This is a genomic window from Pseudomonas trivialis (assembly GCF_036864995.1).
GTDB lineage: Bacteria > Pseudomonadota > Gammaproteobacteria > Pseudomonadales > Pseudomonadaceae > Aquipseudomonas > Aquipseudomonas trivialis.
Genome location: NZ_CP142151.1, coordinates 2,679,167 through 2,700,054, shown reverse-complemented (window position 1 = coordinate 2,700,054; position 20,888 = coordinate 2,679,167). Strand labels below are relative to the sequence as shown.

Genomic DNA, 20,888 nt, shown 5'->3' with positions numbered 1-20,888 from the left:
CAGTCAGGGGCCTGCAGGCGAGATTTGGCCGGAAAAACGGGGACAGGCAACTGCACATTGCGCGCAACTTCGTCGTCTGTGATTAGCCGCCGGATTTTATTCAACAATCTTCTCTGCATTGCGCCTCAAGTGCCGGTAAAGTAAGCCATCTCGTGCCAGGGTAGTCGGATGAATAGCGTGCAGCTTTTGCGCGGCCAATTGCGGCCTGCGTTGATCGGTTTAATGATGACCGTGGCCTGTGTCGGTACGGTGCGGGCCGATGAAGGGGTGGCGCTCACGCCTGTCAGTCAAATACCCGACGGCGTCGAAGTGCGCGGCAAGCAGGTGGCGGCGTTCACCTGGGACGATCGCCAGGGCAAAAACCTGCTGGTGCTCGCCGAGCAAATCAGTGAGCGGGACGACGATGGCAGTCAGTCTGCATTCGTCTACGCGGCCCAGTACCTGATCGATGGTGACCGCCCCAGGCGCATGTGGATGCTCTACGACGACGTACAACGCTGCGAATTCGATGCGGCGCTGCGTTTCGACATGGCGGCCACCCGGGTCACCGACCTGGCGGGAGACGGCAGCACCCAGGCCACCGTGGGCTATTCGCTGACCTGCGCCAGCGACGTCAGCCCCAATCAATTCAAGCTGATCATGCATGTGGGCAAGTCCCAGAAGTACCGGCTGCGCGGTGTCGACCGTTACGGCGCCGCGTGGTGGGACGAAGAGCTTGGCGCCTTGCGCGGCATGCCTTTGCCCACCGACTGCAGCGTGGCTGCGCAACAGGCGCTGGTCAGCCAGTACAAGGAACAGGGCACCGAACTGCCATTGCCGGGGTGCTATGGCGATGAGAAAGACTTTGCCAAGGCCCCCGAGCGCTACCTGGCCTTCATGCGCCAGCACTGGTTTGCGCTGATGAAGAAGCAGGACACCGAGTGGAGCCAGGCTCAGGCCCAACCCCAGCCGCAGGAACCCACCATGGACGAAGACTCGGCGCCGTGATGTGGTGCGGGGGCTGATCCTGCGTTAGACTCAGGCCTCGCCAATTCACTAAATACCTCTATTAATCAATCGATTACTTGAGGTATTTAATCCAAAGGCTGATCTCCCTTGACTGAGTCTATCCGCAACCCACTGACCCTCTATCTCACCCGCCTGGCCCCCTCCAGCCAACTGACCATGCGCTATGTGCTGCAAGACGCGGCCGATCGCCTGGGCTTCGACGACATCAACCTCGAAGACATCGACTGGCATCATCTGCAACCCGAACACGTGATCGCCCTGGTTGCCGCCCTGCGCGAAGACGGCTATGCGCCCAATACCTCATCGCTGTATGTGAATGCCGTGCGTGGGGTAATGAACGAGGCATGGCGCATGAGCCTGATCAGCCAGGAGCACCTGCTGAAAATGCGCACGGTCAAGGCCACCGCGGGCAGTCGCCTGAGCCAGGGCCGCAACCTGCGGCGCACGCTGATCCGCGAAATGATGGACGTGTGCGCCGCCGACCCACGCCCCCAGGGCCTGCGCGATGCGGCCGTGATCGGCATCCTGTATGGCTCGGGCATGCGCAAGTCGGAATCGGTGAACCTGGATCTGGCGCAGGTCAATTTCCAGGAGCGCAGCCTGCGGGTGATCGGCAAGGGCAATAAGGAGCTGGTCAAGTACGCGCCGGATTGGGCGTTCGCCAAGCTCACGGCATGGCTGGATTTTCGTCGCGAACAGCTCAAGGAGGGTGAGCAGGACGACAGCTTCCTGTTCAACCGTATACGCCGGGGCAGCCATATCACCCGCGAGCGCATCACCAAGCATGCGATCTATTACATCGCCCGCCAGCGCGGAGAGCAGGTGGGGGTGAAGATCATGCCCCATGACTTTCGCCGCTCGTTCATCACTCGAGTGATCGAGGAGCATGACCTGTCGATTGCGCAGAAGCTGGCGCACCACACCAATATCCAGACCACCGCCAGTTATGACGTGCGCGAGGATAACGAGCGGCGTCGTGCGGTGGACAGGTTTGATCTGTAGCGGTCTCCCGCTTGGATAAAGACCAACATTTGATGAACATCAAAATGTAGGAGGGGGCTTGCTCCCGATAGAGGTGCATCAGCCAAAAAATGGTTGCCTGACACACTGCAATCGGGAGCAAGCCCCCTCCCACATTGCGTGGGGTATTAGAGAATGGGCTTGCCGCCGGTCACCGCATAGCGCGAGCCGGAAATGTAACTGGCCTCATCCGAGGCAAGCAACACGTAAATCGGCGCCACTTCCACCGGTTGGCCTGGCCGACCCAGCGGGGTTTCGCTGCCGAAGCTCTGCACATCCTCATCGGTCATGGTGGCCACGATCAGCGGCGTCCAGATCGGACCGGGGGCAACGCTGTTGACGCGAATCCCCTTGCTGCCCAGCAACTGCGCCAGGCCACCGGTGAAGTTGGCGATGGCGCCCTTGGTGGCGGCGTAAGCCAGCAGGGTCGGCTTGGGCATGTCGGAGTTGACCGAGCTGGTGTTGATGATAGAGCTGCCGGCCTTCATATGGGGCAAAGCGGCCTTGCAGATGCGAAACATCGCGGTGATGTTGATATCGAAGGTCTTGACCCATTCTTCATCCTCGATCTCTTCGAGGGTTTCGTGGTTCATCTGGAACGCGGCATTGTTGACCAGCACATCGATGCGGCCGAACTGCTCGACGGTCTTGTCCACCAGCGCCTGGCAGGTGGCCTTCTGCGCGATGTCACCGGGCAGCAGCAGGCACTGACGGCCGGCTTCTTCAACCCAGCGTGCGGTTTCCTGGGCATCTTCATGCTCGTCCAGATAGGCGATGGCCACATCGGCACCTTCACGGGCGAATGCAATGGCGACGGCGCGACCAATGCCGCTGTCGGCACCGGTAATCAACGCGATCTTGTTGGCCAATCGGCCGGAGCCTTTGTAGCTTTGTTCGCCGCAGTCGGGATACGGGTCCATCTTCTTTTGAGTGCCTGGCACGGCTTGGGCTTGTGGGGCGAAGGGAGGGCGTGGGTAATCAGTCATAACAATCTCCATAGATTTCCAAGGGTGCTATGGGATTAGTAGTTTTGGCCCCGGCGATAGTTGTGATGGATGCGGCGCAGGCCCGACGAGCGGTTGGCGTTCGGGCGGCGGCGCGCCGCTGAAATTTATCTAAAAGTCCTGTGATTACTGCCGATAACGCTAGTAGCGGTAGGACCGCCAATCGGCGGCCCATACAGGGGATAAGGCATGACGATCAGACTACGCTTGATGCTGTTGATTGCGACCGGACTGCTCACGGCGCTGGTCATGAGCCTGGCCGGTTACCTGGGCAACACCCGGATGGGCGAAGCCGTGGCCGATAACGCGGTGAGCATGACGGTGCTGCGCAACCACATGGAAGCCGACATGATGCACGATGCCCTGCGCGCCGATGTCCTGTCGGCGATGCTGGTGGGCCTGGGCAAAAGCACCAGCACCAAGGCTGAGGTCACCCAGTCGCTGAGAGAACATGCCGAGCATTTCCGCCAGGTGCTGGGCGATAACCTCAAGCTGCCTTTGGACGCCACACTCAAGAACAGCCTGGAGAAGCTCAAGCCTACCCTCGACACCTACATCAGCGCGGGTGAGCGCATTGTCGCGCTGGCGCTGGACAACCCCGAGGCTGCCCGCGCCGAACTGAATACGTTCAACGGTGCGTTCAGTCATCTGGAAGAACAGATGGCCGCCTTGAGTGAGGTGATCGAAGGCAACACCGAACAGAGCGGCACGAGCACCCGGCAAACGCTCAGCAATGCCAACCTGACCCTGGGCGTTGTGTTGATCGTCAGCCTGTTGCTGCTGCTGGCGCAGGGCCGCTGGGTCATCCTCAGCATCATGGGGCCGCTGCAAACGGCAAGCAGGATTGCCTCGAGCATCGCCAGGGGCAATTTGAGCGAGCCGATCACCGAGCCGCGGCGCAAGGACGAAGCGGGCATGCTGATCAGTAGCCTGGCGACCATGCAGCGCGACTTGCGCGGCATGATCGAGGTAGTGCGCAGCAACGCCCATGAGGTCAACCACATGAGCGAGCAACTGAGCCACGGTTGCCATGAGGTCGCCAACAGCAGCCAGCAGCAAAGCGGCGCGGCCAGCACCATGGCGGCCGCTGCCAGCGAAATGACCGCCAGCATCGAGGAAATCACCCGGCATGCCGGGCGCGCCCTGGACATGGCCAACCAGGCCGAAGCCCTGGCCAAGGACGGTGGTCGAGTGATTCACCAGGTGGTCAGCGACATGGACGGCATCGCCCGCTCGGCGCAGCAATCGGCGCAGGTCATCCGCACCCTGGACAAAGAGTCCGAGGCGATCTACAGCATTATCCAGGTGATCAAGGGCATCGCCGACCAGACCAACCTGCTGGCCCTGAATGCCGCGATCGAGGCCGCCCGTGCCGGTGAGCAGGGGCGCGGTTTTGCGGTGGTGGCCGATGAAGTGCGCAGCCTCGCAGGCCGCACCAGTGCCTCGACCCAGGAAATTGCCAGCATGGTAGGACGCATCCAGCAGAGTACGCGCGAGGCGGTGACCAGCATGGAGGAGGGCGTCGCCCAGGTGGACAAAGGCATGGCCGTGACCGCCGAGGTCGAACGGGCCATCCGCGAAATCCTGCAGGCCACCCTCAGCACCACCGAGCTGGTCAACGACATTTCGCGCACCATCGGCGAGCAGAGCCTGGCCAGCAATGAGATCTCCCATCAGGTCGAGATGATCGCCGGCATGTCTCAAAACAACAGCCGGGTGATCGGCGAAACCGCGTCCACTACCGACCACTTGTCCGGGCTGGCCGGCAAGTTGTCGCAATCGGTGGATCGCTTCAGCTTGTAACGCTCGCTACGCAACGCGCCGGCCCACCATGGGCCGGTTTTTTTTTGCGTGGACTCGATGCGACACCGCAAAAAAAGATTGAATATTCACACCATATGTTATTTAAATAACAAAACAAGAGCGACATGACCTGCCTGGCCGTGCCGCAACAAGGTGGAATAGCAATGAGCAAGATCGCAGTCATCGGCAGCAACATGGTGGATTTGATTACCTACATCGACCGCATGCCGGCCCAGGGCGAAACCCTGGAAGCGCCGGACTTCGCCCTCGGTTGTGGTGGCAAGGGCGCCAACCAGGCGGTGGCGGCTGCCAAGCTCGGATCACAGGTACTGATGTTGAGCAAGGTTGGCGACGACATGTTTGCCGACAATACCCTGGCCAATTTTGAGCGCTTTGGTATCGACACCCGTTATGTGCAGCGGGTGCCTGGCGTCTCCAGTGGTGTGGCACCGATTTTTGTGCGCTCCGACTCCCATAACAGCATTCTCATCGTCAAGGGCGCCAACGCGCATCTGGCTCCGGCGGACATTGATACTGCGGCGGCCGAACTACGTGAGTGCGCGCTGATCGTGCTGCAACTGGAGATCCGTGTGGAGACGGTGTATTACGCCATCGAATTCGCGCGTCGGCACGGTATTGCGGTGCTGCTCAACCCGGCGCCGGCCCTGGCGGGCTTGAGTCCTGAGCATCTCGCGCAACTGGATTTTCTGATCCCCAACGAATCGGAACTGGCGCTGATCACCGGGCAGGTGGTGGACTCACTGGCCGCTGCTCAAACCGCTGCACGCACCCTGGTTGCCAGCGGCATTCGCCATGTCATCGTCACCTTGGGCGAACAGGGGGCGCTGTACGTGGGCGAGGAGGGCGAGTTCCGCGTGCCGGGCCGCCAGGTTGCGGCCCGTGACACCACGGGCGCCGGTGATGCCTTTATCGGTTGCTTCATTCACCACTGGAACCGCGACGGCAATATTCAGCAGGCCATGGAGCAGGCGGTGGCGTACTCGGCATGCTCGGTCATGGCGCTGGGCACGCAGTCTTCCTATCCCGACAGCGAAGCGTTCGCGCGCTTCCAGCAACAGCCCTAACACCCTCAACCCAGCCCGGAGAACAATAATGAACAAACCTGCGCTGCAACAGACACCTGACGGTTTCTACCTGAACCGCACCCCCTGGTTCGCCTTTATCCTGCTGTGCAGCATCTTTGCACTGTGGGCTGCTGCGGCGAGCATGAACGACGTGCTGATCGCGCACTTCAAGAAAGCGTTTTTGCTCAGTGATTTCCAGACCGCGTTCGTCCAGTCGGCGTTTTACCTGGGCTACTTTTTCGTGGCTATTCCGGCCGCGATGGTGGTGCGGCGCTTCAGCTACAAGAGCACGATTCTGATCGGGCTGTTGTTGTACATGCTCGGCTGCCTGCTGTTTTTTCCGGCGGCGTCCACGGCCAAGTACGGCATGTTCCTGCTGGCGCTGTTCGTGATCGCTGCGGGCCTGTCGTTTCTGGAAACCGCCTGCAACACCTACTCGACGCTGATGGGCCCACGGGAAACCGGCACGCGGCGCCTGAACATCTCGCAGACCTTCCACCCATTCGGCGCAATGGCCGGGGTGTATGTGGGCAGTTTTGTGATGTTCAAGTCCACTGACGCCACCACCGAACAGCTGACGCAGATGAGCGCCACCGAGGCGGCGGTGCAGCAGTTGCAGATGATCCAGTCCACCTTGCTGCCCTACAAGTGGATGATTGCCGTGCTGGTGCTGATGTTTATCCTGGTCGCCATCACCCGATTTCCCGCCTGCAAGGGCAATAAACCCGCCGGCAGCAAGCCGGGCAGCGTGCGTCAAAGCCTCGGTCGCCTGTGGCGTAACCCGCGCTTTACCTTTGGCGTACTGGCGCAGTTTCTGTATGTGGGTGCCCAGGTCGGCGTGTGGAGCTTCACCATTCGCCTGGCCATGCAAATGGGCGGCATGAATGAGCGCAGCGCTTCATGGTTTCTGATGACCACCTTTGCCGCCTACTTTGTCGGCAAGATGATAGCCAACCTGTTGATGCGACGCCTGCACCCGGCCAAGGTCCTGGCGATCTACGGTGTGCTGTGCATCGTGCTGCTGGCCTACACCATTCTGGTACCGAATATCTCGGCGGTGTATGCAGCGGTCGGCGTGAGCATTTTCCTCGGTCCTTGCTGGCCGACCATTTATGGCCTGACCATCGACGGCCTGGGTGAAGACACCGGCGTTGGCGGTTCATTGCTGGTGATGAGCATCGTCGGCGGCGGCGTCATCCCGATCTTCCAGGGCCTGCTGTCCGACGCCAGCGGCGGCAATATGCAACTGGCCTACAGCGTGCCGTTGCTGTGCTTTATCGTGATCGTCATCTACGCACTCAAGTGCATGCGCCAGCCAGGCCGCGAGCCGTTGACGGCAGCCGGGGCGGTGGCTTCATGAGTACCCGTATCCCGCTGTACCCCGCGCTGTTCGGCGAGCAGGAGAAAATTATCCTGCAGTCGCAGGCGTTCAAGGTCAGTGCCTGGACCTATCCGTCCGGCGTGCGGGCCCTGAGCCTGGAAAATAGCCGTGGTCGTCTGGTGCTGTTGCCTTATCAGGGGCAGATGATCTGGTCCGCCGTCTTCGACGGTTGCGACCTGACCATGCGCAACCTGTTCGAGCAACCCCGGCCCAGCCCGACGATCATCGATACCTACGGCTGTTTCATGTTTCACAGCGGCCTGCTGCGCAACGGCTGCCCGGCGCCGCAGGACACCCACGCGCTGCACGGCGAGATGCCCTGCGCGCCGATGGACACGGCCTGGCTGGAACTGGGTGAAGACTGCGTGAGCCTGAACGGTTCTTACGAATACGCCAAAGGCTTCGGCGATCGCTATCGCGCGTGCCCCCGCGTGACCCTGCACGCCGATTCGGCCCTGTTCGATATCGGCATGGCAGTGACCAACCTGGCCGGCAAACCCATGGACCTGATGTACATGGCCCATATGAACTACGCCTATGTGGCGGGTGCGCGGTTCGTCGAGCCTTTGGGCATGCAACGCCAACGCCTGCGCACCAGCGTGCCGGACCACGTCAAACCGACACCGGCCTGGAGCGCCTACATGGCGCAATTGGTCGAGCATCCGGCGCAATTGGCCAGTCTCGATCAGCCGTCGCTGTACGACCCGGAAGTCGTGTTTTTCTTCGATGGCGTGGGCACGGACGCCGCAGGCCAGGCGCATTTTCTGCTGGATCATCCCGACGGTGCGGCGTTTTACACCCGTTACCGCCCCGAGCAGTTCGAGCGTGCCGTGCGCTGGATTCTCTACACACCGGATCAGCAGGTGGCGGCGTTCGTGCTGCCGTCCACCTGCGAACCCGAGGGTTATAACGCCGAAAAAGCCAAGGGTAACGTGCGGGTACTGGCCGCCGGCGCCAGCGCTTCGTTCAGCCTGACCACCGGCTACCTGAGTGCGCAGGAGCGGCAAACGGTGCTGGGTTAAACCAGCAATTGCGCACCGCTGGCCAGGATGGATTCTTTGTAGTTGCGGGGGATTTTCTTGTCGCTGACCACGTACTGAAAGTCTTCCAGGGTGGCGAAGTGAGCGGTGCGCACCGTGTCGAACTTGCTGAAGTCGGCAAGCAGCACCCGCTGCTGGGCCTGACGTATGACCTTTTGCTTGACCTCGACCTCATTGAAGTTAAAGCAGGTCACGCCGAATGCCTGGCTGACACCGGCGGCGGTCACGAAGGCCCACGTCAGGCGCACGCTGTCGAGAATGCTGCTTTCGGCACTGCTTTCGAAAACCTGGTTCTTGCGGTGAAAGGTGCCGCCGCACAAGACGATCTGGCAATTGGGCTTGTTCTGCAGCTTGAGCAGCACGTTCAGCGAACTGCACACCGCAGTGAATTCCAACTGATCGGGAATGAAATCGATCACAAACGGCGAGGTGGTGCCGCAGTCGAAAAACACCGTGTCGCCGGGCTGGATCAGTTGGGCAGCGAGCTTGCCGATGCGGCGTTTTTCCTCGACGTGGCGGGTGTCCTGATCGGCCACACGGTAATCGCCGACCTCATTGCCGACCCGGGTTATATAGCCGCCCAGCAGGCGCAGGTGCTCGGTGAAGTGAGCGAGATCGCGGCGCAGGGTCATCTCGGAAACGTCCAGCAGGGCCGCCATTTCCCGCAGGTGAATGGCGTTCTGATCCTGCAAGGCTTGCTGGATAAGCTTGAGTCGCTCGGCTTTTCTACTGTCCACGCGTATTCCAGGGCTTGATTGGTGATGTTAAATAAGCAACATTAAGTGTTACTATTGTAACGGATTATGTGAGCACTGTGACAGCGCTTCACACTCATTGGAAACATACAGGCAAGGGGCCATTAATGAACAGTCTTCCACCCGCCGCATTGGCCAAATACATCGATCACACATTGCTGGCTCCCGACGCCTCCGTTGATCAGATCAGGACCCTGTGCGACGAAGCGCGGGAACATGGCTTTTATTCGGTGTGCGTCAATTCCGGGCAGGTGCCCTACGTGGCTTCGTGCCTGACCGATAACAGCGTGGTGATCTGTGCGGTGGTGGGCTTCCCACTGGGCGCCGGCCTGAGTGACACCAAGGCCTTTGAAGCCGAACGAGCCATTGCGGCCGGGGCAGGGGAGATCGACATGGTGCTCAATATCGGCTGGCTGAAGGACGGCTTGCTGGACGCCGTGCGCGACGACATTGCACAGGTGCACAAGGCCTGCGGGGCCGTGCCGTTGAAGGTCATCCTGGAAACCTGCCTGCTCAATGACGCACAGAAGGTTCAGGCATGCGAGATTTGCCGCGACCTGGGCGTGGCATTCGTCAAGACATCCACCGGGTTCAGCCGCAGCGGCGCTACCGTTGAAGACGTGGCCCTGATGCGCGAGACCGTGGGCACGGGTGTTGGGGTAAAGGCGTCCGGTGGGGTGCGTGATTATCCGACGGCTGTGAAGATGATCGAGGCTGGGGCGACTCGGTTGGGCAGCAGTTCGGGGATTGCGATTGTGGGTGGAGCGGTGACGGCAACCAGTGGCTACTGAAGAGTATTTGGTTCTCTTTGTGACTTAACTCAACTAAATAGTCATTTAGTTGAGTTGGGTTCAAAGGCTGAGGATTCAGGGCAGGGTAAGCGTGCACTGTTCACTGTCGCGCCTGACTGTCTACGTATGTTCACTGCCTGGTACTCAATCAAGTGCGTCGCCAGTCTCCGTCGACAGGTAAAGCTGGACAAGCGCCTGAGCCTGATCGGTCGCCAAGCCAGCGTCCAGCCAGGGTGATGTATGAAACCTGCAGGAACTGGATCGAGTCTTCAACACTTCGCCAGGATGCTGGGCGCTGGATCTCAAATGCGTCGGCATTGACGTCAATGCAGGTTCACTTGGCACGACATCGAAACCTGGGCCGAGCGTAACGCTTGATCGACCGGGAAGACATTATCAAGAACGATATGACCACCCAGTTGCTGCAATGATCGTAGCGTTAATTCCAGCATCGGATGAAAGCTGCTTGTTGACGGGTAGCCAAGTATACGTGGATGCAGGGTTTGCCAAGGCTTGAAGTGTAGAGGGCTTTGCCTGCTGTAATCCGATGGAGACAGGCCCTGATTACGTAACATCGTATTACGCATAATGTATATTATGTTAAATAATGTTTCAGGCAGCATGAGCGCACTGCGCAATTATTCGCACTACCCCCAAGCCACTCAACTAAACCGCATATCCAACGACCGCAAATACGTTTGCAGCCCCGCATCCTGAATCGGGATCAGGAATGCTTCCGTGTCTGCCTCATTGAAGTGCGCATGCCAGTACCCTGGCGGGGTCACAAACGCCAGGCCAGGTGACCAGTCGACTCGTACCGGGTTACGGATCTGTCCATCCGCACCCAGCTCAGTACCCACCAGCGAGTAACACCCCGCAGGGCAGTCGATAATGAAATCCAACGCAATCGACTGATGCCGATGGGGTTTTTGCACCGACCCTGCTGGCAGAATTCCATACATCGCCCACAGCACATGAGTCACTGTGCGTGTCTGTGGAAAGTTGCGATTACCCAACAGGATACTGATGCGGCTACGGTCCTGCGCATGTGGGTCATCGGCCGCTTCACGCAGTTTCGCGTTCGCCACGTCTGCGGGATAGAGCGTCGGCGCAAACCGATCACTGCTGCGCGTCACGCCCAGATAGCGCAACAGCGGCTCATCGTGCACGTAGTAAAACCGAGCATCCTGCGTTGCACTCAGACGTGCCTCGTGCAGGCCAGGCAACGCGATAAAGCAGCCTTTGGACCATTGAATGGCATGCTCGCCCTGAACCACGCGGCCCTCCCCCGCAATTACATAGAGCACTTGAGACGTCGCGTTGGGCTGCAAGGTGAGGGTATCGCCGGCGTTGAGCCGAATGAAATTCGCACACAGCCCAGGGCCTGTCGCTGGGCCTTCGCAGCCCAGGGCTTCGCTGAGGTCCAGTGGCACCACCCTGGAGGGACCGCTGTCATACAGCGAGGCCGGGAAGCTCTGATAGGGAATCCGGGTGATCAAGTTCGCGCTGATCGGATTGGCCGCTTTGCTGTATTCGAAATACTCGGCGTCGATCTGGTCGGTACGGGTCCTGTCCGGCGTGGATTCGCTGTTCATTCGGGTCACCTCAATCTTATGCTCAGGAGCTTTCTCAGCGTAGACGCTTAATGCAGCCTAACCCGCTGGAGCGGTGAACCGTCGATAGATAACGCAAGCCAGCCACCACAGCATCACTGCCGGGATCGAAAGCAATATGCAATACACAATGCCAACTGCCAATAGCGGCCCGGCTCCAGATGTGATCATCACACACGGAATCTGCCCGAACATTACGATGGGGCCCGCCAGCCATCCGCGTTTCTGAAACAGCAGACCCAGCGTCAGTGTCAGCGCCAGAGACGCCGGATATAGAACAGCAAAATAACATTGCGCGTCCCACGGCTCATTCACTCCGGCCAACCATGACGCCGCCAGCCAAAAGCTCACACTGATGACGCACGTTACTATCGTCGCCAGCCACATACTTTTTGACGTTCCAGGTGAATGCGCACATCTCACCTTCGCACACTCCAAACAACACAACCTCGAAGCGTTCGAAGGTGAGTTTCAGGAAAACCCCCTCAAGGTCTCTCCACCCAACTCAGCGGCGCAACAGACGATCCAGCACCAGCAGCGCTACTGCACCAATTGCCAGGGCTGCAACCGGCTTTTCTTTAACGAATGTAGAAACACTGTCAAGTGCATCACCGTAGGTCTGGGTCAATTGACCAGCCGCCTGGCGTCCAGCCCCTTCAGCTTCCAGCTTCGAATCACCAAACAGTTTCCCGACAGCGCTCTGCGCCTTGCCTGCGGCCTTTTCTACAACACCTTCTACTTGTTCACTTTTCATAATCACAAAACCTTTGCGTGTAGTGAGCAACCCGGCGTCAATCCGGGCTGGCGATTAGCTGCACAGCGTTAGGGCGGATGGCGTGGTGATTAGTTCAAGTTGAAGTGCCGCATTTAGCCAAGCCCAGGGAACTAGATTTTTCCAGTCTTCTCAAACCTGCGTGCATGTATCGTTCACGGCTCTCCCGTCTCAACTTGAACAGGCGCGCAGGACGGTACTCACGCTACACTTTTTGCGTGTTGAGCAGTCGGGTGAAAGTGACGGGCCAATTTGTACAGTTCCCCAGGAGCAGCGCTTATGATTCCTCGTATCATCATCGCCGACGATCACCCTGCCATCCTGCACGGTTGCCAGGTTGTACTGTTGAATGACAGCAGTTTTGCCAAAATCCAGGCAACCGCCACCAGCGTTCCGGAACTCTTCACCGCATTGGAAAACCATGAATGCGACGTGCTGATCGTGGACTACTCGATGCCCGGCGCCGACATGGATGGCCTGCACATGCTGGGTTTGCTCAACAGACGCTACCCGGACCTGCCAGTGCTGGTGCTGACGGGTGAAGAGAATCTCGGCATTCTGAGGCTGATTCTGGAGGCGAAAGTGCGTGGCATCATTCAAAAAAACAGCGACATTCTCTGCCTGCCAAAAGCCGTGCGCACCGTGCTGCGTCGTGGCATCTATTTGAATGAAGCCCTTAAAAAGGCGCTGGCTGAATCGCCCCGCAGCCCGGCAGGAGAAGCGCAGCTGAGCCCCAGGGAGCTGGAAATCGTGCGGCTGCTGGCGTCGGGCAAGTCGCCCGAAGACATTGCAGAGACCCTGCATCGCAGCATCAAGACGGTAAGCTGGGGCAAGAACTCGGCCAAGCGCAAGTTGGGTATACAGTCCGACGCGCAGCTGTATCAGTATTACGCTTCACTGACCAAATCCACCGTCGAGCACACCGGGTGATAAACGCCCTGCGCAGGCTGTTGTGGCTGACACTGCTGGTGTCGAGCCTGTGCACGGCGTCAACACAAGCCCCGGCGGCGTTGGACAACCCTGTGATAGTGGTCGGCCTGCCCGTGCAGACCACCCCTCCCCTGGGTTTTTGGGTCGGCGACAGCCCGGCCGGGTTCAGTATCGACTACCTGCGTTACCTGGCCGACCAATTGAATCTGAAACTGGAGTTTCGCCAGTTCGCCACTTTTGAACAAGCCACCACCGCACTGTGCGAAGGCCGCATCGACGTGGTGCCGGATCTGCAGACCAACGCCGAGCGGCAACACTGCATGGACTTTTCCAGCCCCTATCTGCTCTCCCCGCTTGTGTTGGTTGTACGGCGCGGCAGCGCGGCGATCACCCCTGCCGACTTGTCGTCACATTCATTCGTCGCCGAGCGAGGCTATACCACTGCTCAATGGCTGAGCCAACGCCTGCCGCCTTCTCAACTGCGAATCCACGCAGACACCAAATCAGCCCTGGACGCCTTGCAGCATGGCGAAGGTGACGCCTACCTGGGCGAGCCGTACCAGCTGGAAGCGCTATTCGGCAGCGGACACTACAAGTCCCTTGAGGTCAGGCAGCAGGATCTGTACGACAACGCCGGTCTGCACTTCGGTATCAGTTCATTGCGGCCCGACGTGCGCGACGCCCTTGCCGCAACCATGGCCCGTACGCCCTCCGACTTTCTCAACGACCTGCAACTGCGCTGGCTGGACAAGCATTCGATCAATCAACGCATGCAGCCCTCCTCCCACCTGACCACCGCGCAGCGCCAATGGGTGGATGACTTGCCGATACTGCGCGTGAGTTATGAAACCACCTTTCGTCCCATGTCGTTCCTCGACGAACACGGTCGCCCCAATGGCCTGAGCTACAGCTACCTGAAATACCTGGTGAATGCGCTACGGCTCAAAGTGGTTGAAATACCCGCGCCAAACGGCACGGCTGCGCCTTCCGACGAGATTGACCTGCGTATTCCGGTGGACGCGTCCACCGAACACTTGCCCGGTTGGCGCTACACGCAGCCCTTCGTGAAGATTCCAAACGTGTTGGTGACACGCCTCGGAGAACCCGCCAAAACCGCCATCGAAGAGCTCAATGGCGCGACGCTGGTCGTGCCGGACAATCCGAAGTTCGCGCAACGCCTCCAGCAACGGGTGCCCGACAGCTTGCTGCTGCGGGTAACCGACCCGGCAGATGGCTTTGAGCTGGTGCGCACCGGCAAGGCCGATGGTTACGTGGGCAACCTGATAACCGTGGACCGCTTACTGGAGAAAGGCTGGTCGGACAGCCTCAAGATTGCCGCAGCCACCGATCTGCCGCTGGAGTTGTCCATCGCGGTGACCGAGCGTCATGCTCAATTGGCAGCCCTGCTGGATCAGTTGATCCAGAGCATTCCGATAGAACAGCGCGACCTGTTTGCCCAACAGTGGCTGCGCAATACCTATGAAATCGGCGTCTCCCCGCAACGCCTCTGGCGTATCGTCGGCAGCATAGGGTCCGCAGCCCTGCTGATCATTGGCGTATTGCTCTACGCACACCTGTCGCTCAAAACCCGTCAGCGCGCCCTGAGGGAAACGCAACAGCGGCTGTCCGCGCAATTGCGCTTCAGCCGCGAGCTGCTTGAATCGTATCCGTACCCGGTGGCAATCAAGGACCGTCAGCGCCGATACCTGATGCTCAATAAAGCCTATGAGCGAACCTTCAACGTCGACGCGGCGCAGGTGCTGGGGCGCTCCGTTGACGAAATCAGCTACTACCCTGCGCAGGTGCGCCAGCGGATCTCGAAGATGGTCGACAGGGCGCTACGCGACGATGAACGCCAACAAGGCGAGCATATCCTGGTGGGCGAGGATGGCAGCGACCAGCACTGGCTGTACATCGTCACACCCTATCGACTAGACGGCGCAGAACCGCAGGGCGTGCTCACCACGTTTATCGACGTCACCAGCATTCGCGCCGCCGAACAGCTGGCTGAACAGGCGGCCGAGGCCAAGGCGGCGTTTCTGGCCACCATGAGCCATGAAATTCGCACGCCCATGAATGGCATTCTCGGCCTGCTCGAATTGATGAGCGACCTGCACCTGCCCACGGACGCGCAGGAAATGCTGACGATGGTCAACGAATCGACCCGCTCGCTTCTGCAGGTGCTTGACGACACCCTGGATTTTTCACGCATCGACTCCGGCATGCTCGTCGTGGCGCCCGAGCCTACCGATCTGCGTCAATTGCTCGACGGCGTGCTGCGCCTGATCGGCCATCAGGCGCACGGCAAAGGCCTCGGGCTGCACAGCCTGATTGATCATCGCATCGCCGGGCTGTTGGAAGTCGACGGCAGCCGTCTGCGCCAGGTGCTGCTCAACCTGCTCAGCAACGCCACCAAGTTCACCCAACGCGGTCATGTGCGCCTGGAACTGAGTGTCAAGCACGATGACGGCGAGCAGCACCTGGAATTCCTGGTCGCGGACACCGGCATCGGCATCAGTCAGGCGCAGCAGGAGCGTCTGTTTCAACCCTTCATGCAGGCGGACAGCTCCATTACCCGCCGCTACGGAGGCTCGGGCCTGGGCCTGATGATTTCGCGTCGCCTCGTGCAACTGATGGGCGGTGAACTCTACCTGCACAGCTGCCTCAATGAAGGTACGCGCATCACTTTTACCCTGAGCCTGCCCGTCGTCGCTGCGCTTGAAAAACCTTTCGCATCCCACTCGGTAAAGCTAGCGTCCGATCTTGCGCTCAGTCAGGAAGCCCTGACACAGCACCTGCTGGCGCTGGGGTTTCACTTCACGTCGGATCAGCAGGACCTGCTGATCACCACCGACGAGGCATCCGCTGGCCATCCCGGGACGCTGCTGATTACCACCGAAGACTTGCCTGCCGGCTATGCGGTCGGTCCCTCGTCCACCCGGCTGAGCGTCAACCCGCTGACCTGGGGCGGTTTGCAGGCCGCGCTTGAGCAACTGCTGCTGGGGCGCAACAGCAGCCGGCGAATTCCGTTGCCCCGTTCCAGTTACCCCAAGGGCCATAAAGTGCTGATCGTGGAGGATCACCCCACCAATCGACTGCTGCTGAAAAGGCAGATGGAGCACCTGCAATGCGCCTTCGACCTGGTGGAAAACGGCCTGCAGGCGCTCGATCGCCTGCAAACGCAGCAGTACACGCTGATCCTGACCGATTGCTATATGCCGGAACTCGACGGCTACGCCATGACCCGCCAGATACGCGACTCACAGCTCGAGGCCGCGACGATTCCCATCATCGGCATGACGGCAAGCATTCACCCGCAGGAACAGCAGCGTGCCCGAGCGGCCGGCATGGATGAACTCATCCTCAAGCCCATCGTCCTCAGTGCGTTGATTACCCTGTTCGAGCGTTACCTGTGTGCGCCGCCTGAAGACTCGGCAGTCACCAGCATGGGCGATCTGAAGGCCGTGATGTGGGACAGTTTTTGCGCAGAGAGTCGCAAGGACCTGCTGGCCATAGAGGCCGCACTGATCAGTGACGATGCCGAAACCCTCGGCCATCTGCTGCACAAACTCGCCGGAGCGTTGCAACTGGTCGAACTGACTGAACTGTCCCGTCAGGCGCAGCATTTGCACGGTGAAGCACAGCGCAATTTAGTCGTACACACGGCCGTTCGCGACTTCGTTTGGCAACTTCGCGCCGCCGGTGTTTGACGGTTCGCACATCATCCCAGTGCGCCCCCCAGCTGTCCTCGCTAACAGCAGAACTGGAATATTCCAGGCAACTACCACTTTTTGCACTCCTATAATTTCGCCGCACTTGAATGGTGTCGATTTCATTATCGGCGTTGCCATCTCGACGCGTCTTTTAATTATTCATAGGAGTATGACTGTGAAACTTTTCAAACTGGGTACGACATTATCCGTTGCCGGCTTCGCTGCCCTCGCCCCTTTTATCGCCCATGCCGCCAGCGACATCAACGTTAAAGGCGTGATTGGCCCGAGCGCCTGCGTGGTTGATATTCCAAGTGGTACTGATCTGGACTGGGGCACCATCAGCTGGGACTCACTTAACAAATCCGACTTCACCACGCTCAGCGCTAAAACAGCCACGATCACGATTAACTGCCCGGAAGGTACAACCACGAAAACCGCCATGTGGATTGTCGACGCAGACCCTTCCAGCGCCATGGTCGGCAGGAACAACAGCGGGCGCGCCGACCACGGTGATTCGGGCCGTATCTTCGGCATCGGCATTGACCCGGTGACCAAGAACAAGATCGGTAACTTTGTACTCAACCCAGTCAGCACCACAGTCGACGGCACCGCCAACGTCACCAACTTCGGTTATAACCGCGACGCCGCCACCCACTCTACTATTCCGGGCAGTGTTGCGTTGATGTCCAAGTGGGCTTATTACACTGCAGAAGAATGGAGCCCGCTGGATGCCAGTAACAAACCGGCCAGTGGCACTTCGTTTACCTGGACCTTCGATGTTGAGCCGCAAATAAACAAGGCCAGCCAAATCAGTGCGACCACGCAAGTTCCCTGGAACGGAACGGCGCAAGTCAACGTTCGTTACTTCTAATTTATTGTGGGTTCGCAAATGTCCTGCCTGAGGGTGGGACATTTTTATTGCCATGAAACCTGTTCACTTCCTCCTGCTGATCTTTTTCATGTCCATGAACGCTCAAGCACAGCTCACGTTTGACAACAAGTTGCTCGGTATCAGTGGCATCAGTGATCAACAAGTTGAGGACGCCCTTCACGACAAGGAACTTTATGCCGGCGAGAATTCGGTACATCTCTACGTCAATGATCGCTTCATTGCCAAGACCGTGGTTTATGCCACGGCGGGAGGACAGGCGGGCTACACGGCCCATGACCTGCAAACGTTCGGACTGAAGAAAGAAGCCTGGGGTCAGCGCATTAAACAAGGCGCGGCGACCTACGTGCAACTGACTGATAGGGTCAAGCCCAATTTCAGCCGCAGCGACCGCAGCCTGAAACTCACGGTGCCGCGCGCGCTGCTGGAAAACCCCGACTTCATTCAACAACAAAAAGGCGGCACCGGCGCCTTCGTCAACTACAACACTTACTATTCGACGTTCACCTCCACCGGTTCGAGCAGCGACTCACTGAGCACAACCTATCAAGTCGGCGCCAATGCCGATAACGCGTTGTTGCGTGCCAACGGCACCTTCAGCAGCTTCACCTCCAGGACCCAGCGCTACTCCAACAACAACGTTCAGTCGTTTTATCTGGATCGCGACTTCGATATTGGCCGCGTCAAAGCCGGCCGCCTGAACTCTCCCGATGGCGGCTTCGGCGTGGGGTATGTGGATGGCGTGGTCTACAACACCAAAGACGCGCCCTCAGGCATCGGCAGCGTTGCCTTCACGTACGACAGCGATGCGCCGGCGGTGATCGAGTTCTACCAGCGAGACCAACTGGTCTACACCTTGAACGTCAACCGCGGCCACAACAACCTTGCCGCCATACCGGTGACATCACTCACGTCGGATGTGGTGGTGGTGATCAAACGCGATGGACAGGTCATCGATACCCGCCAGATTTCTCGTGCCCGCATCAGCCGCGCGACCACCCAAAGCAGTGGGCTTTACGCCTTTGCGGGGCGCTCGAACACAGACGCGCACGCAGTGACAGCAGGCGCGGGTTACTCAAAACGCTACAGCGATGCCGTGAATCCCACCGTCGCGGTCGTCGCCCAGCAACGTTATCAAGGCGTTTCTCTGAGCAACACCTTCGATAAAGGCGGCCTGCAGATGACCACGTACGGCCTGTTATCGAGGAATGAGCGTAATAAACTGGGGGTCAACTTTAACGCCACCCTCAGTTACGGCGGCACCGATCTTACGTACCAGTCCATCAGCCGCAATTTCTCCTACGTCGGCCAGGCGCTTTACGATGACCAGGCTGATATTAAAAGTACCCTTGGGATTACGCACAGTTTTGTGGTGGGTGACCATAATGCGCTCAGTGTTTCACTCAACCGTTATAACTTTTATAACCGCGCCAGTTATTCGACCTGGTCGGCAGGTTATTCCACCAACATCAAAAAAGCCTTGTTCACCCTGAGTGCCGGATATGCCCCGCAAGCGCCGGGTGACACCCCGCGCGATAAAATGACCTTGAATGCCAGCCTGTCTGTTCCATTTGAAGTGGGCGGTCGCCGTGTTGACTACCGATCGCAATACAACGCTTACAGCAATAGCCAGCGCCTGGATAACTACCTGACCACCCGGGTCAACAGCGATTACAGCGTGACCGCTGGCCATGTGCAGCGCACTGCCAATCGCAGCGAATCCACAGAAAACTACATAAGCAACGACTTCAATACGCCGTACACCCATGCCGGCCTGACGGTTTCCAAGTCCGAAAGCGACAGCCGCAGCGCAACGTCAAACAGCCTGAGCCTTTCGGGTTCAATTGCCGCCAATCACAAGGGCGTGGTGTTTACACCCGATCAACTCAAAGATACCTATGCCATTGTCGATACTCACCTCAAGGGTTTCGTCAAGGTCAGCAGCCGGCGCAGCTCGGCCAGAACAAACTATAACGGCAAAGTGGTGCTGGCCAATATTTCCGATAACAAGCCTGACTTTGTCAACGTCAACCCCAAGGGGTTGGACGATGGCGTGTACTTCCAAAACAACCAGGTGGACTTTATCAGCGACCGTGGCGCGGTTTCCTATTTTGATTTCGAGCCCACCACTAACAAGAACGTGTTGATGCGCTGGACAAACAAGCCTGAAGCGCTCAGTTCCCGCACGGTGTTTTATGACCAGGACGGCAACTTGATCGCCAACTTTATCGACCAGAACGTGCTGCTGGTTAAACAGGACAATATTAAAAAACTGCAAACGTCAGGGATGTTCGATGCGTCCGACAGCACCTTGATGTGCAAACTTCCCACTCAACTGGAGATCTCCAATGAACAAATTATCGATACAACGTTTGACTGCTCTCGGCAAAAAATGCCTCTGGCTGGCCTGCCTGTCAGCCATGCCTCTGCTGGCTGACGCCCAGGTGCAACCCAGCGCCTCTGCGGTGCTGATTGAAAAAGGACAGAAAGAGGCCACCATCGACCTTAAAAACAACAGTGACGAAGCCGTGCTGCTCTACAGCAAAGTGAGCAAACTGCCGGATGACGACCTCGACGGTGGCGTGTTGTACACCGTGCCGCAAACCGTGGTGGTTGCACCCGGTAAAAACCAGACCGTGCGCGTGATCTTCCGTAGCAACAAGCCCCTCGACAGGGAACACATCGCACGGGTGCTGTTTTCAGGGTTGCCCCCACAGCAGCAAGCCGCAGGCAAGGTGAAATTCGTCATAGGCCAGGATCTGCCCGTGATCATTGGCGTGGATCCCAACGTGTCAGAGGTCGACACCTGGAAGCAAATCAGCTTCAAGCAAACGCAGGGGAAACTCTGTATGAACAACCCGTCGCGCAAGATATTTCGTTTTGATCCAACCATGTCCAGTGCGCCGACCAAGGCCGACATTACCTTCAACAAGGCTTACGTGTTACCGGGCGAAACGCTGTGCCAGGCGCTGACATCACCGCTGGCCGCCAACGCCTCGTTGACTTTCAACAGCGTGTCCAGCTTCAACTTCATGCTGCAAACCCATGTCATCCAGTTATCCGACCAGGCATCGAAGCCTTGAT

At 58.8% G+C, this 20,888-nt stretch carries 16 protein-coding genes and 1 pseudogene; 13 read left to right on the top strand and 4 right to left on the bottom strand.

The features are described from left to right. Nucleotides 1-168 precede the first annotated feature (168 nt). Together VRB54_RS11680 and VRB54_RS11675 are read left to right on the top strand one after the other, a co-directional pair. Entirely contained in the window at nt 169-987 is an 819-nt protein-coding gene (locus VRB54_RS11680; protein WP_338480999.1) for a M949_RS01915 family surface polysaccharide biosynthesis protein, read from the top strand. A 108-nt stretch (nt 988-1,095) separates the two neighbouring features. Beyond that, complete coding sequence (locus VRB54_RS11675) at nt 1,096-2,010, top strand: site-specific integrase (protein ID WP_338480998.1); 915 nt, start codon at nt 1,096-1,098, stop codon at nt 2,008-2,010. A 146-nt stretch (nt 2,011-2,156) separates the two neighbouring features. Here the strand turns inward: VRB54_RS11675 and VRB54_RS11670 are convergent, their stop codons facing one another. Continuing rightward, nucleotides 2,157-3,014 (bottom strand): SDR family oxidoreductase, encoded by an 858-nt coding sequence (locus VRB54_RS11670; RefSeq protein ID WP_338480997.1) that lies wholly within the window; start codon nt 3,012-3,014, stop codon nt 2,157-2,159. Between the two features lie 207 nt (nt 3,015-3,221). On the opposite strand from VRB54_RS11670, the pseudogene VRB54_RS24585 reads away from it, so the two are divergent. The 5 genes and pseudogenes from VRB54_RS24585 to VRB54_RS11650 form a co-directional block, all read left to right on the top strand. Next, nucleotides 3,222-3,977, top strand: a pseudogene (locus tag VRB54_RS24585) (MCP four helix bundle domain-containing protein); the annotation flags it as partial. Then, entirely contained in the window at nt 3,972-4,835 is an 864-nt protein-coding gene (locus VRB54_RS24580) for a methyl-accepting chemotaxis protein (RefSeq protein ID WP_373460621.1), read from the top strand. The pseudogene VRB54_RS24585 and the gene VRB54_RS24580, both read left to right, overlap by 6 nt. A 164-nt stretch (nt 4,836-4,999) precedes the next feature. Further along, entirely contained in the window at nt 5,000-5,920 is a 921-nt protein-coding gene (gene rbsK / locus VRB54_RS11660; RefSeq protein ID WP_338480995.1) for a ribokinase, read from the top strand. 28 nt (nt 5,921-5,948) lie between these two features. Beyond that, entirely contained in the window at nt 5,949-7,280 is a 1,332-nt protein-coding gene (gene fucP / locus VRB54_RS11655; RefSeq protein WP_338480993.1) for an L-fucose:H+ symporter permease, read from the top strand. Continuing rightward, nucleotides 7,277-8,323 carry an aldose 1-epimerase family protein gene (locus tag VRB54_RS11650; protein ID WP_338480992.1) on the top strand — a complete coding sequence of 349 codons (1,047 nt, stop codon included), beginning with the start codon at nt 7,277-7,279 and terminating at the stop codon, nt 8,321-8,323. The genes fucP and VRB54_RS11650 overlap by 4 nt, the downstream gene beginning before the upstream one ends. Here the strand turns inward: VRB54_RS11650 and deoR are convergent. After that, the gene (gene deoR / locus VRB54_RS11645; protein WP_338480991.1) at nt 8,320-9,078 is read right to left on the bottom strand and encodes a DNA-binding transcriptional repressor DeoR; all 759 of its coding nucleotides are present in this window, start codon (nt 9,076-9,078) and stop codon (nt 8,320-8,322) included. The two genes, VRB54_RS11650 and deoR, sit on opposite strands and share 4 nt — an antisense overlap. A 125-nt stretch (nt 9,079-9,203) precedes the next feature. Here deoR and deoC point away from each other — a divergent pair, with 125 nt between their 5' ends. Continuing rightward, entirely contained in the window at nt 9,204-9,887 is a 684-nt protein-coding gene (gene deoC, locus VRB54_RS11640; protein ID WP_338480990.1) for a deoxyribose-phosphate aldolase, read from the top strand. 662 nt (nt 9,888-10,549) lie between these two features. On the opposite strand, the gene VRB54_RS11635 is transcribed toward deoC, so the two are convergent. Together VRB54_RS11635 and VRB54_RS11630 are read right to left on the bottom strand one after the other, a co-directional pair. Next, nucleotides 10,550-11,482, bottom strand: a complete 933-nt coding sequence (locus VRB54_RS11635) for a cupin (protein ID WP_338480989.1) — start codon at nt 11,480-11,482, stop codon at nt 10,550-10,552. Between the two features lie 523 nt (nt 11,483-12,005). Next, complete coding sequence (locus tag VRB54_RS11630; RefSeq protein ID WP_338480988.1) at nt 12,006-12,254, bottom strand: CsbD family protein; 249 nt, start codon at nt 12,252-12,254, stop codon at nt 12,006-12,008. A gap of 297 nt (nt 12,255-12,551) precedes the next feature. Between VRB54_RS11630 and VRB54_RS11625 the strand changes: the two genes are divergently transcribed. From VRB54_RS11625 to VRB54_RS11605, 5 genes are all read left to right on the top strand, one after another. Next, a complete protein-coding gene (locus VRB54_RS11625) occupies nt 12,552-13,202 on the top strand; it encodes a response regulator transcription factor (RefSeq protein WP_338480987.1) in 651 nt (216 codons plus the stop codon). Next, complete coding sequence (locus VRB54_RS11620) at nt 13,199-16,912, top strand: ATP-binding protein (protein ID WP_338480986.1); 3,714 nt, start codon at nt 13,199-13,201, stop codon at nt 16,910-16,912. The genes VRB54_RS11625 and VRB54_RS11620 overlap by 4 nt, the downstream gene beginning before the upstream one ends. A 178-nt stretch (nt 16,913-17,090) precedes the next feature. Next, nucleotides 17,091-17,786 carry a DUF1120 domain-containing protein gene (locus VRB54_RS11615; RefSeq protein ID WP_338480985.1) on the top strand — a complete coding sequence of 232 codons (696 nt, stop codon included), beginning with the start codon at nt 17,091-17,093 and terminating at the stop codon, nt 17,784-17,786. Nucleotides 17,787-17,838: 52 nt separating this feature from the next. Then, complete coding sequence (locus VRB54_RS11610; RefSeq protein WP_338480984.1) at nt 17,839-20,241, top strand: fimbria/pilus outer membrane usher protein; 2,403 nt, start codon at nt 17,839-17,841, stop codon at nt 20,239-20,241. Beyond that, nucleotides 20,225-20,887 (top strand): fimbria/pilus periplasmic chaperone, encoded by a 663-nt coding sequence (locus tag VRB54_RS11605; RefSeq protein WP_338480983.1) that lies wholly within the window; start codon nt 20,225-20,227, stop codon nt 20,885-20,887. Before VRB54_RS11610 ends, VRB54_RS11605 begins: the two co-directional genes overlap by 17 nt. Nucleotide 20,888: the final 1 nt, after the last annotated feature.

What these genes read in the sequence shown, in the direction of transcription:
- VRB54_RS11680 (WP_338480999.1), top strand. Translation starts at nt 169, where the DNA reads ATGAATAGCGTGCAGCTTTTGCGCGGCCAATTGCGGCCTGCGTTGATC.
- VRB54_RS11670 (WP_338480997.1), bottom strand. Translation starts at nt 3,014, where the DNA reads ATGACTGATTACCCACGCCCTCCCTTCGCCCCACAAGCCCAAGCCGTG.
- VRB54_RS24580 (WP_373460621.1), top strand. Translation starts at nt 3,972, where the DNA reads ATGCAGCGCGACTTGCGCGGCATGATCGAGGTAGTGCGCAGCAACGCC.
- rbsK (WP_338480995.1), top strand. Translation starts at nt 5,000, where the DNA reads ATGAGCAAGATCGCAGTCATCGGCAGCAACATGGTGGATTTGATTACC.
- fucP (WP_338480993.1), top strand. Translation starts at nt 5,949, where the DNA reads ATGAACAAACCTGCGCTGCAACAGACACCTGACGGTTTCTACCTGAAC.
- VRB54_RS11650 (WP_338480992.1), top strand. Translation starts at nt 7,277, where the DNA reads ATGAGTACCCGTATCCCGCTGTACCCCGCGCTGTTCGGCGAGCAGGAG.
- deoC (WP_338480990.1), top strand. Translation starts at nt 9,204, where the DNA reads ATGAACAGTCTTCCACCCGCCGCATTGGCCAAATACATCGATCACACA.
- VRB54_RS11635 (WP_338480989.1), bottom strand. Translation starts at nt 11,482, where the DNA reads ATGAACAGCGAATCCACGCCGGACAGGACCCGTACCGACCAGATCGAC.
- VRB54_RS11630 (WP_338480988.1), bottom strand. Translation starts at nt 12,254, where the DNA reads ATGAAAAGTGAACAAGTAGAAGGTGTTGTAGAAAAGGCCGCAGGCAAG.
- VRB54_RS11625 (WP_338480987.1), top strand. Translation starts at nt 12,552, where the DNA reads ATGATTCCTCGTATCATCATCGCCGACGATCACCCTGCCATCCTGCAC.
- VRB54_RS11610 (WP_338480984.1), top strand. Translation starts at nt 17,839, where the DNA reads ATGAAACCTGTTCACTTCCTCCTGCTGATCTTTTTCATGTCCATGAAC.
- VRB54_RS11605 (WP_338480983.1), top strand. Translation starts at nt 20,225, where the DNA reads ATGCCTCTGCTGGCTGACGCCCAGGTGCAACCCAGCGCCTCTGCGGTG.